The organism is Roseiarcus sp. (genome assembly GCF_052145395.1).
Taxonomy (GTDB): Bacteria; Pseudomonadota; Alphaproteobacteria; order Rhizobiales; family Beijerinckiaceae; genus Roseiarcus.
The window spans coordinates 1-11,684 of record NZ_JBKQOT010000729.1; the positions used below are offsets into that span (position 1 = coordinate 1).

At 64.1% G+C, this 11,684-nt stretch carries 10 protein-coding genes and 1 pseudogene; 6 read left to right on the forward strand and 5 right to left on the reverse strand.

Features of this window, described 5'->3' with window-relative positions; genetic code table 11:
• The coding region (locus ACLP25_RS24975; protein WP_442471818.1) for a proton-conducting transporter transmembrane domain-containing protein at nucleotides 1-1,050 on the reverse strand (1,050 nt) is incomplete at its 3' end.
• A 134-nt stretch (nucleotides 1,051-1,184) separates the two neighbouring features.
• On the opposite strand from ACLP25_RS24975, the gene hypA reads away from it, so the two are divergent.
• On the forward strand, nucleotides 1,185-1,535 hold the full coding sequence (hypA, locus tag ACLP25_RS24980; protein ID WP_442471819.1) for a hydrogenase maturation nickel metallochaperone HypA: 351 nt from the start codon (nucleotides 1,185-1,187) through the stop codon (nucleotides 1,533-1,535).
• 131 nt (nucleotides 1,536-1,666) lie between these two features.
• Here hypA and betA read toward each other — a convergent pair.
• A pseudogene (betA, locus tag ACLP25_RS24985) lies at nucleotides 1,667-3,327 on the reverse strand (choline dehydrogenase).
• A gap of 597 nt (nucleotides 3,328-3,924) precedes the next feature.
• Here betA and purU point away from each other — a divergent pair.
• The 5 genes from purU (at nucleotide 3,925) to ACLP25_RS25010 (ending at nucleotide 9,671) form a co-directional block, all read left to right on the forward strand.
• Nucleotides 3,925-4,788 carry a formyltetrahydrofolate deformylase gene (gene purU, locus ACLP25_RS24990; protein WP_442471820.1) on the forward strand — a complete coding sequence of 288 codons (864 nt, stop codon included), beginning with the start codon at nucleotides 3,925-3,927 and terminating at the stop codon, nucleotides 4,786-4,788.
• 36 nt (nucleotides 4,789-4,824) lie between these two features.
• Complete coding sequence (locus tag ACLP25_RS24995; RefSeq protein WP_442471827.1) at nucleotides 4,825-5,736, forward strand: NAD(P)-dependent oxidoreductase; 912 nt, start codon at nucleotides 4,825-4,827, stop codon at nucleotides 5,734-5,736.
• A 280-nt stretch (nucleotides 5,737-6,016) separates the two neighbouring features.
• Nucleotides 6,017-7,849 carry a hypothetical protein gene (locus ACLP25_RS25000; RefSeq protein ID WP_442471821.1) on the forward strand — a complete coding sequence of 611 codons (1,833 nt, stop codon included), beginning with the start codon at nucleotides 6,017-6,019 and terminating at the stop codon, nucleotides 7,847-7,849.
• 106 nt (nucleotides 7,850-7,955) lie between these two features.
• Nucleotides 7,956-8,294, forward strand: a complete 339-nt coding sequence (gene fdxA / locus ACLP25_RS25005; RefSeq protein WP_442471822.1) for a ferredoxin FdxA — start codon at nucleotides 7,956-7,958, stop codon at nucleotides 8,292-8,294.
• A 255-nt stretch (nucleotides 8,295-8,549) separates the two neighbouring features.
• Entirely contained in the window at nucleotides 8,550-9,671 is a 1,122-nt protein-coding gene (locus ACLP25_RS25010; protein WP_442471823.1) for a CarD family transcriptional regulator, read from the forward strand.
• 101 nt (nucleotides 9,672-9,772) lie between these two features.
• Here ACLP25_RS25010 and aroQ read toward each other — a convergent pair whose 3' ends face one another.
• From aroQ to ACLP25_RS25025, 3 genes are all read right to left on the reverse strand, one after another.
• Nucleotides 9,773-10,225, reverse strand: a complete 453-nt coding sequence (gene aroQ, locus ACLP25_RS25015) for a type II 3-dehydroquinate dehydratase (RefSeq protein WP_442471824.1) — start codon at nucleotides 10,223-10,225, stop codon at nucleotides 9,773-9,775.
• 15 nt (nucleotides 10,226-10,240) lie between these two features.
• Nucleotides 10,241-10,639, reverse strand: coding sequence for a hypothetical protein (locus ACLP25_RS25020; RefSeq protein WP_442471825.1), 399 nt, complete (start codon nucleotides 10,637-10,639; stop codon nucleotides 10,241-10,243).
• The coding region (locus ACLP25_RS25025; RefSeq protein ID WP_442471826.1) for an aldehyde dehydrogenase family protein at nucleotides 10,636-11,684 on the reverse strand (1,049 nt) is incomplete at its 5' end. The genes ACLP25_RS25025 and ACLP25_RS25020, both read right to left, overlap by 4 nt.

Here is an 11,684-nt window from a genome sequence, read left to right on the forward strand (position 1 = left end):
GTAGGACGTCCAGGTCATCAGCTCCCAGAACACATAGAAGTTGCCGAGCTCGTGAGCGGTGGTCAGGCCAATCAGCGAGCCGGTCATCAGGAAGGCGAAGAAGTAGTAGCGGTTCGCCGTGTCCGAGCGCCCGATGTAGCCGAGCGAATAGACGATCATCAGCGCCGCGACGCCGGAGAACAGAAGGGCGAACAGGCGCGACGCCGGATCGAGGCTTCCGTCGAACGCCACGACCGCGACGGTGGCGATCGCCAGCAGCGCCGCCGCCGCGTCGCGCGCCGGCGCGGAGGCGCGGCCGATCGCGTAGACGAGGAATCCGCCGACATAGGGAACGAGCACCGGAAGGGCCCAGGGAGTCTCGAATTGCGGCACGCCTTCGGCGCCGGGGAAGCCGGCGAGGCGGGCGGCGAATGCGAGGAACGGCGCGGGCCACAGGCTGAGGACGATCGTCAGCGCGGCGAGCGGATAGGCAAGCGGCATGGCGAGCCGCGGAGCAGGATGAAGCGCGCGCTCACGCGGCTTCGGCTCGATGCAGACGCGCTGCACGACGAGGATGGTGTAGACGGCGGAGACGATGGTCGCGGCGACTCCGACGAGCGCGACGGGCCAGAGCCCGCGCTCGATTGCGGCGTAGAGGACGATGAACTTCGAGAACGAGCCCTTGAACGGCGACAGGCCCATGACCGAGAAGACGCCGAAACCGAACAGGGCCGCGGCCAGCGGCATGCGTCGGCCGCTGCCCGCGAGGTCCTCGAGGCTGGCCGAGCCCGTCCGGCGGACGAGGCTCCAACCGGCGGCGAGCACGAGTCCGCGCATCACCGCCTGGAAGCCGAGGTGCATCAGCGCGCCGGTGTCGCCGGCCGGGCCGCCGACGCCGAAGCCGATGAGCACGTAGCCGAACTCGGCGACGGTCGAGATCGCAAAGACGCGGATGAGGTTGGGCAGGCTGAGGAGCGCCGCAATCTCGCCGACGAAAAGGACCAGAGCGCCGATCCAGGCGAGGGTCGCGGAGGACGCCGCGAGCGAATCGGCCGGAAGATGCGCGAGCATCCCATGGGTCCTTTCCTTGAGCTTGCCTTTTGACCCTTGGACAGGGGAACTAGCGCGTCGCCGCGAAGGAATCTGTCGGCCGGCCGACACCTCGCGCGGACAAAATGACGCAGGGCGGCCGTCGGGAGGCGCGCATGCACGAGATGACGGTCGCGCACGGGCTTCTGACGATCCTCGAGGAGCGGGCGAAGGCGCACGGGATCGCCCGCATTACCCGGATCCGCCTCAAGATCGGGCGCTTGCGGGGCCTCGAGACGCGGCAACTTCGCGCCGCGTTCGAGGTCCTGGCCGAGGGCGCCATCGCCGAAGGGGCGCCGCTCGACATCGAGGAGGTCGCGGCGCGGGCGCGCTGCAACGCCTGTGGGACCGAGTGGGGGCTGCCTGACTACCGGTTCGAATGTCCGAAATGCCAAAGCGCCGACGCGGAAATCCTCGCCGGGCGCGAACTTCATATCGAGTCTTTCGACGGCGAGCGCGACGAATAGGCTTTGCCAGCAAGGCGCGGATCTCCCCACGCCCTCGTCGCTGACGAGCAACGCCGCAGGCGACGCGTCTCGGTCTCCTCGGGACGAGGTCGCGGAAATTGTCGCCTTTCGGGGGAGTTACCGCGCCCCCGCTATCGCTGCCGCGTCTTCCACTCCGGCGCGACGTGGTAGGGCGCATTCGAGGCGGGAAGCGGCGCGCGGCCGCGGATGATGTCCGAGGCTTTTTCCCCGATCATGATCGTCGGCGCGTTGAGGTTGCCGTTCGTGATCGAGGGCATGATCGAGGAGTCGACAACGCGCAAGGCCTCGACGCCGATGACCCGCGTCTCCGGATCGACCACGGCGAGCGGATCGCTTGGCCTGCCCATCTTGCACGTACAGGAAGGATGATAGGCGCTTTCGACATGCTCGCGGACGAAAGCGTCGATCGCCTCGTCGCTCACGCAAGTCTCGCCAGGCCGGATCTCATGGCCGCGGTAGGGCTCGAATGCGGGCTGGGCGAAGATCTCGCGGGTCAGCCGCACGCAGGCGCGCATGTCGTCCCAATCGTCCGGATGGCTCATGTAATTGAACTGGATTGCGGGCGCTTCGGCCGGATCTCGAGACCTGAGCCGCACCCAGCCCCGACTTTTCGAACGCATCGGCCCGACATGCGCCTGGAAGCCGTGCTCCTTCGCATACGAAGACCCGTCGTAGGCGACAGCCATCGGCAGGAAATGGAACTGGACGTCCGGATAGCAAACGCCGGCCCGCGAACGGATGAATCCTCCGGCCTCGAAATGGTTCGAGGCGCCGAGGCCTCGCCCCCGCGCCAGCCAGTTCAGCCCGACAAGGCCGCGAGCGACGAGCCCCGTGTGGCCGTAAAGCGTGATCGGCTTCTTCGAGGCGACCTGGAAATAGAACTCGAGATGGTCCTGCAGATTCTCGCCGACGCCCGGCCGGTCGGCGATCACGTCGATGCCGAGCGGCCGCAATTCCTCGGCCGGACCGACGCCGGAGAGTTTCAAAAGCTGCGGCGCGTGATCGGGCCGCCGCTCACGATCACCTCGCGCCGCGCTCGGACGAAACCCTCGCGGCTCCCGCGGCGGTAATGGATTCCGGTCGCGCGACGGCCATCGAAAGCGATCCGCGTTGCGAGGGCGTGGGTCATGACCGCGACATTCGGCCGTTTCATCGCGGGCCGCAGATAGGCGACGGCGGTCGAGCAGCGCACCCCGTCCTTGACCGTCATGTCAAACCAGCCAAACCCTTCCTGCTGCTCGCCGTTGAGATCGCGGCTTACGGGATAGCCCGCCTGCCGGCCGGCCTCGATGAAGGCTTGGTAGAGCGGATTGCGCCTCAAGCCGCGCGAGGTGACGAGCGGCCCGCTGTCGCCGCGATATTCGTCGCCGCCTTCGCGAAAGGTCTCGGCGCGGCGGAAGTAGGGAAGCACGTCGGCGTATCCCCAGCGCTTGGCGCCCTCTTCGACCCAGCGCTCGAAGTCGAGCGGGTTCCCGCGCACATAGACGAGGCCGTTGATCGACGACGACCCGCCGAGGACTTTGCCGCGCGGGCAAACGAGACGCCGGCCGTTTAGATGCGGCTCGGGTTCCGTGCGGTAACCCCAGTTGTAGCTCGTGGAGCTCATCGGGATCGACAGCGCCGCCGGCATCCGGATGACGAGAGCGCGGTCGGATCCGCCGTATTCGATCACGCAGACCGTGCTTTTCCCGTCCTCGCTCAGACGATCGGCGAGCACTGCCCCGGCCGAGCCGGCGCCGACGATGACGTAATCGAAAGCCTCCTCGCTCATCGGTGATCCTGGTCCCCCTCAAAACGCGGTCTGCCCGCGAGGCGGCGAGAGCGCAAGCGCGAGTATTGAGGATCCGAAGGACCAATCTCTCGCTTTAACAACAAAATGCTCGCGATGAACTGTCCGCTTCCGCGACTCGGGCAGACGGATGCGGGCCACGCTTGCATACGTTCACGCCGGGAAGGGATCGGTCCCGGTCGTCCGACCTTTGGGGCGCTGGAGAAGGAATTCTGATATCCAAAATTGTAGTAATCTATTGTTGAATTCCAAAAAATCTGGTAGGCTTGTTTTCAACAGGGCCGCGAATAGACCCGGAGGGCGAGGCCGCGTTGGCGCCATGCGGCGGAGACAAAGCGCCCTATTGGGCAGTTGATTTTGGACCGGTTTTGGCGCCTAACCCTTTGAAATCGCCTTTTCGGCGCCAGGATGACACGTCCGCCGGTTCGGGCTCGAGCCTCGGGCGGGATCGTAAATGGCGCCGCAACCCCTTGAAAAGGCGAGAAACGGAGTTGGGACCCGCAAAGCCGCCGCTGGACGGCGGCGATGCCCGCCGGCGCCGGGACGCGAGCGACGAATTGAACAGGAGTTGTAGGCCTCATGCCCCCGGAGCGTCACATTCTAACCCTGTCCTGCGCCAACAAGCCGGGCATCGTCGCCAAAGTCTCGGCGGTCTTGTTCGACGGTGGATTCAACATCCTCGACGCGCAGCAGTTCGACGACACGCTGACCGGCACTTTCTTCATGCGGGTCGAGTTCAACCCCGCGAGTCCAAAAGCCGACGTCGCGGCGCTCAGCGAGGGCTTCGCCGCGCTTGCCGGCTCCTTCGGCATGACCTGGTCCATGCGGCCCGCCGCCGCGCTCAAGCGCGTGGCGCTGATGGTGTCGAAGTTTGACCACTGCCTCGCCGATCTTCTCTATCGCTGGCGCAGCGGCGAACTGCCGATGGAGCCGGTCGCGATCCTCGCCAATTATCCGCGCGAGACCTACGTCCACATCGATTTCGACGGCATCCCCTTCCACTACCTGCCGGTCGTCAAGGAGACGAAGATGGAGCAGGAGGCTCAGGCGTGGGAGATCATCAAAACGTCTAGGGCCGACGTGGTCGTGCTGGCGCGCTACATGCAGATCCTGTCGGACGGCTTCACCGCCAAGCTCAGAGGGCGTTGCATCAACATCCACCATTCCTTCTTGCCGGGATTCAAGGGGGCAAAGCCCTACCATCAGGCCCATGAGCGCGGGGTGAAGCTGATCGGCGCCACGGCGCATTTCGTCACCTCCGCCCTCGACGAGGGACCGATCATCGAGCAGGACGTCGAGCGGATCAGCCACCGCGACACTCCCGAGGTTCTGGTGCGCAAGGGCCGCGACATCGAGCGCCGCGTGCTCGCCCGCGCGCTCGGCCAGGTTCTCGAAGACCGGGTCCTCTTGAACCACGGCAAGACGGTGGTCTTCCCCGACTGAGCGGCGCCCTTTCTTTCAGGCGTCGTTCGCGACAAAATCGCGAGTGAGAGCCACGGGCTCGGTTCGACCCAAGAGCGGGACCTCAAGATGAGCAAAGTCGCATTCATAGGCCTCGGCGTGATGGGTTTCCCAATGGCCGGGCATCTTGCCCGTGCGGGTCACGACATCGTCGTCTACAATCGTTCCGCGTCGGTTGCAGCGAAATGGGTCCAGACGTTCGGCGGGCGGAGCGCCCCCACTCCGCGAGAGGCGGCTGAGGAGCGTGACTTTGTCTTCGCCTGCGTCGGCAATGACGACGACCTGCGCTCGGTGACTTTGGGGGACAACGGGGCCTTCGCGGGCCTGCGCCAGGGGGCGCTGTTTGTCGATCACACGACGGCGTCGGCGAATGTCGCCCGCGAACTCGGTGGAGAGGCGAGAGGCAGAAGTTGCGCCTTCATCGATGCGCCCGTTTCTGGGGGTCAGGCCGGGGCGGAGAACGGACAACTGACGGTCATGTGCGGAGGCGAAAGTGACCAGTTCTCCCAGGTGAAGCCGGTCATCGAGGCGTATGCGCGTTCCTGTCAGCTCATGGGGCCAGTCGGCGCGGGACAACTAACGAAGATGGTGAACCAGATCTGCATCGCGGGACTGGTGCAGGCGCTTTCGGAAGGCCTTCGGTTCGCGGAGCTGGCGGGACTTGACCCCAATCTGGTCGTGGAAGTGATTTCCAAGGGGGCGGCGCAGTCCTGGCAGATGGAGCATCGTCATGGAACGATGATCGCAAGAAAGTTCGATTTCGGGTTTGCGGTGGACTGGATGCGCAAGGACCTTGCGATCTGTCTGGACGAGGCGCGACGCAACGGCGCGTCACTTCCTGTGACCGCACTCGTCGATCAATTCTATAGCGAAATTCAAACCAAGGGGGGCCGGCGGCTGGACACTTCCAGTCTCATCACCAGGCTTTAGTGCGCTCTCGACTAGCCGAGATGCTCGACCTGCTTGGGAAGCAAAGGCGGTGAGGGTTGTTCTTTGTGCAGCAGGACTGAATTTCCCGCTCTACGCAATGTTCTGACCACCGATCGAAGGGGGCGGAGACGCCTTTCTCAGAACGCCGTCCACGACTGGCTCGGGTTCCGGGTTCCTTCACTATTGGCAGCGGCGTGCGGGTCAGCTAAGGAGTGCGGCGCTCGAACCTTGCCGAGCCGTTGCCCACATTCCCTCTTCTTGACGTGAGGCGCGCAGCCAGATGGTGATTGACGGAGACGCAACGTCCGTCGAAGAACGGTTGCCTCCTGGGCATAGTGAGCCGGTCTCGGAGTTTTCCAAGCTTCACGGTTTCCAATTCGTCGGCGCAAGAGACGAGTCCTCCGATGAGAGCGCCTCGAGCCCCGCCGAGCGGCAGAGCGCGCTCACGGTCGAACTGGACGTTCGCGCCGCCAGGTTTCATCAGGCCGTCGATTCCTCGATCGTCCTCGCAAGCGACGGAACAATCCGATGGCTCGGCGATTCCGTTGCTAAACTTGTGGCCGGTGACGAGCTACTGGCGCCGCGGACGATCCTTCTTGTTGACGAGGCCATTTCGGAGGACGCGCGGCGTACGGTCGCCACGCGCCTCGAGCTATGGCTCAACGCGACGGTCCAACGGCTGCTCGGGCCGCTATTCTCGCTCCGGGGGATCCAGGAAGGCGGGCAGCAAGTGCAGGATCTGGCGGCCAAGGTCGCCAATGCATTGGGCGTTTTGGAGCGAGAGCCTATCCGAGGCATTGTCCGTGGCCTCGACCAGAACGCGAGAGCCATCCTTCGACGGCACGGCGTCCGCTTCGGCTCGTACTATCTTTATGTCCCGTCCGCGCTCAAACCCGCGTCCCGGGCTCTGGCGCTGCAGTTGTGGTGCCTCAAGAACGGGGACGAAGAACTCGGCGCGGCGGCGCAAGGACTGATCCCCATGGCTTCGTCCGGACGGACGTCGGCGCCGCCGGATACTCGTGTCGACCGTGAAGTGTATCGGGTCGCCGGCTTCCGACGATGCGGCGAGCGAGTTGTGCGCGTTGACATCGTTGAACGCCTGGCCGACATGATCCGCGCTGCGTCGACTTTGCGGATCGTCGGTGCGGCGGACTCCGGTCCGTCGGCGTTCCTGATCGCCGGCCAGATGACGTCCTTGACCGGCTGTTCGGGAGAAAGCTTCGCGTCGATTCTGAAATCGTTGGGCTTCGAAAGCCTGACCGTTCGTCGAAGCGAGATCGTGTGGCCGGCCGCCCCGTCGCCCGCAGGCGAAACCCCCGGTCCGGCGTCCGAGGAGTCAGCGGCCACAACTAGCGATGACGCATGTCCGGCTGCAGCGACTTCGCCGGACCTCCCGTCCGGGGCCGTCCCGTCGCCATCGGACGACGCTGTCGCTCTGCCCGCGACAAGCGCCGCCGCACTCGAACCGAAGGATCATCCCGTCGGTTGCGACGACTCGCCGATGACCGACCCCGTAACCTTGCCCGCCGAGGAGTCGACCGAGAGCCTGATCGTTCCGGAAGGCGACTTCACGCCGACGTCTCAACCAGCGGCGGCAGTTGAATCGGCGGAGTCGCATGCGGCCGCGGAGGCGGAGTCGCCGGCTGCCGTAGAAGCGGAGTCGCCCGCGCCCGCAGAACCGGAGTCGCTCGCTGCCGCAGAAGATGAGACGATTACCGTGTGGCGGTTCGCCCGGGCGCCCACGCCCGATCATCCGAGGCCGGCCCGGCAAGCGCGCCGGAAGTTTCCGGTTCCGCGGGAGCAACGGGTTCAGCCGCACGAAGCGCCCAAAATCCCGGCCGGACTTGCTCCTGCCTACCAGCAACCCGCGGAGCCCCTCGTGGCCAAAGACGGTCGCGACTCGGCGACTGAGAAGTCGCCTCATCGTGCAATACGACGAAAAGACTGGGACGCGAAGAGAAGGCATATGCCCGAGGACAAGCAGGAGGGACGCTCGCCATCTGTGGGGCGCTCTGGCGGAGATAGAAAACTGGCGATTGATCCGATGTCGCCATTCGCAAAGCTCATGGAGTTACGCTCAATTCTCGAATCGGAGAGCAAGAAACGCAGTTGAACGCGACGAACATGGGCGATTCGACGACCCATCGGCGATAAAACGTGTCGAAATGAGATGGGCGATTGAAACTCCTGAATTGAGCAATTTAAAACGAGGCCTACCAATGACCTATGTCGTTGTTGAGAATTGCATCAAGTGCAAATACATGGATTGCGTGGAAGTGTGTCCTGTTGACTGCTTCTACGAGGGCGCAAACATGCTGGTCATACATCCGGACGAATGTATAGACTGTGGTGTGTGCGAGCCCGAATGCCCCGCGGAGGCGATTAAGCCCGATACAGAGCGAGGTCTGAGCACATGGCTGACCTTGAACTCTGAATATTCGAAGGTTTGGCCGAACATTACCTCTAAACATGAACCTCCGAGCGATGCGAAAGAATTTGACGGGAAGCCGAATAAATTTGCCGACTTCTTTTCCTCTGAACCAGGGCAAGGCGACTGAATTGGGGCTCGGGCGGCCGACGTTAGCGAAAGTTCCATTCCGGGCGCTCATCGCACAGATTAATATTGTTGTTCATGGCCTTTGAAATTTCGATAGAATTGTGCTAAACGTAGCTTAGCTCACGGAAAGGTGTGTCGCGCAGATCATCCTGGGACCGAAGTCGCCGAGGCTGAAGCAGCGTAGCTGTTTTAAGAGACTGAGCTGGCGCGGAATCCCGGACGCGCGTGGTGGGGCTCGTGGGTGGAGTGTTGGACGATGGCGGCGCGTAAGAAGTCAACAAAAAAGGGCCCCTCGAAAAGCGTTCGAACAAAAGTCGTCCCCACTGAAAAGCGAACGAAAAAAACCAGTCGCCCGACGCCCGCGAGAGCAGGCAAGGCCGCGAGCAAGTCACGACAGCCGCCTGGTAAGAGCGCCCGGGCGACGCGTTCGGGCCGTAAGCAGCCGGTGACTGGCAAAAACGACAAGCGGGTCGAACGGGCGAAGAAGCCCAAGGAAACACTCTCGGGCGGCAAGGCAACCCCAACAGGCGGAGCGACGAAGAACTTGAACCGCGAAAGAACTAGTCTTGCCGTCGATGACCAATCGACCGGAAACGTGGTGGATGTGAAATTGCAGGCAAAAATCCCGCAAAAGATCAAGATTCAAGCCCCGGTAATCGAGGAGCCAGCGTTGAAGGCCGAAAAGATTGACGTATCTACGGTTGCGGGAGTGAAGGCGGTGGAGGCAGCTGCAGTCAAAGCGACAATACCGCCGGGCGGCCGGCAAAGGCCCGCTCCCCGAGAAGAATTGGGGGCTCCGGCGAAACCCGCTAAAGCGGCGGCCCAGCGACAGGGTTTCAAATTGAACGAGTTCGTCGTCTATCCGGCTCACGGCGTCGGGCAGATCGTGGCGATCGAGGAACAGGAAGTCGCGGGCTTCAGGCTGGAGTTGTTCGTGATCAGCTTCTCGAAAGACAAAATGACGCTGAGGGTGCCGACGTCGAAAGTCGTCGGCGTCGGAATGCGGAAGATCTCGGATCCGGAGACCGCAAAACGGTCTTTGGACATCCTGAGCGGCCGGGCGCGCATCAAACGGACGATGTGGTCGCGACGGGCGCAGGAGTACGAGACCAAGATCAACTCCGGGGACATCACCGCGATTGCGGAAGTGGTCCGGGACCTTTACCGGTCCGAAGCGCAGCCCGAGCAGTCGTATTCGGAGCGCCAGTTGTATGAGGCCGCGCTCGATAGAATGGTTCGTGAGATCGCCGCCGTTCAGAAGTCGAATGAAATCGACGCTTTGAAGGCGATCGAAGCGCAGCTTCAGAAGACCCAAAGCCGGCAGCCGAAAGCCGCGGCGGCGGAGGTTCCCGACCCGGAAATCGAAGAGGCGGCGTAACGCCTGCATGAGGCGGCGAGGGCGCATGGGCTCCCAGAACCCTCGCCGACCGATCTTCCGAGAAAGCTTTTCGGCGCTCCGGCTTGGAGCGCCGCATCTTTTTAGGCTCCCTCCTTCGTCCCGATCAAAGTCGCGATTCGCTGGAGCGCCAGCGCATAGCCTTGGGTTCCACACCCCACGATGACGCCGGAGGCGACGGCGGACACGTAGGAGTGATGGCGGAATTCTTCGCGCTTGTGCACGTTCGAGATGTGCACCTCGATGATCGGCCCCTCGAAGGCGTGCAGGGCGTCAAGGATCGCGACCGACGTATGGGTGAAAGCGGCTGGATTGATGACGATCCCGGCGGTCCGCCCGCGCGCGTCGTGAATCCAGTCGATGATCTCATATTCGCGGTTGCTCTGCCGGAATTCGATTTCGAGCCCAAGCCCGGCGCCGACTCGGCGGCAATCGGCTTCGACGTCGGCCAGCGTCTCGCGGCCATAGATTTCCGGTTGGCGCTTGCCGAGCAGGTTGAGGTTCGGCCCGTTGAGTACCGCGACAATTTGGGACATGGTCTTTATTCCATCTCAATAACGGACAACGACGAGAAGCGGTTTCGGCGGCGGCCACAGGGGCTCCGGGGCGTCCGCCGCACGCGCTTCGATCGCAATGTTTGCGGGCGCGACGCCGCGATGCTCCCGCGCGGCCGTCAGCGCCCGAGCCCGCCCGTCCTGAGTCCGAATGCGATCCAAACGCTCGCGCGGCGCCGTTCCGAGCGCGCCGATTTCGTAAATCGTGATCGTGTTCGGACCAGCGCCGGCGACCGAGTCGGCGACCGTCAGCTTTCCTCGCGCCGAAAGGGCGATCCCGGTCCAGTCTTCACGGGAAAGATAAAAGGTTTTCGATTCCGGCGCGAGCGCGCAGCCGGACAGGATAAGCGCCGCACACGCCGGGGCCCACTTGCGCGAAAGCATGATGTCGGTCACCCGTGCCAGGCTGCGACGGTTTTTAGCGCCGAGAAGCCGTACAGCGCCTCGAAACCCTTCTCGCGTCCATGGCCGGACTTGCCGACGCCGCCAAATGGCAGTTCGACTCCGCCACCCGCTCCATAATTATTGAGGAACACCTGCCCGGCGCGCAACGCCCTGACGAGCCGCATCTGTCGCCCCCCGTCCCCCGTCCACACGCCCGCGACCAGCCCGTAACCTGTTCCGTTGGCGATCGAGACCGCATCCGCCTCATCTTCGAACGGGATGACGACCTGGACGGGGCCAAAAATCTCGTCCTGCGCAAGGCGGTGGTCCCGGGGGACGTCCGCGAACAGGACCGGCGCGACATAGTGGCCGCCGGTCGGCGCGTCCGCGACGATTCTTCCTCTCGCCGCGATTTGCAGGTCGGCGCTGGCGGCGACAAAACCCTCGACGACCGTCTTCTGTCGGGCGGAGATCAGCGGACCGACATCGAGGTCGGCGTCGGCCGGCCCGACCCGCAAAGCGCCGTAGCGTTCGGCCATCCGTTCGACGACTTCGGGGTAGCGCGAGCGCTCAACCAGAATGCGGGAGGCCGCCGAGCAGGTCTGGCCGGCGTTCTGGATCCCGGCATTGACCAGGAACGGGAGGGCGCGGTCGAGATCGGCGTCGGCGAACACGAGCTGCGGCGATTTCCCGCCGAGCTCCAGCGTCACCGGCGCGACATGCCGGGCGGCGGCCGCCTGGACCAGCGCTCCAACGGCGACCGATCCGGTGAACGACAGATGACGGACGCCGGGATGGGCGGCGAGCGCCGCGCCCGCCTCCTCGCCGAGGCCGGGCACGACGTTGAGGACGCCGTCCGGAAAGCCCGCCTCGCGGGCGAGATCGGCGAGCGCGAGCGAAGTGAGGCAGGCTTCCTCCGCCGGCTTCAACACGCAGGCGTTGCCCATCGCCAGCGCCGCGCCGACCGTGCGGCCGGCGATCTGCATCGGATAGTTCCACGGCACGATATGGCCGGTCACCCCATGCGGCTCGCGCAAGGTGTAGACGGTGTAGCCGT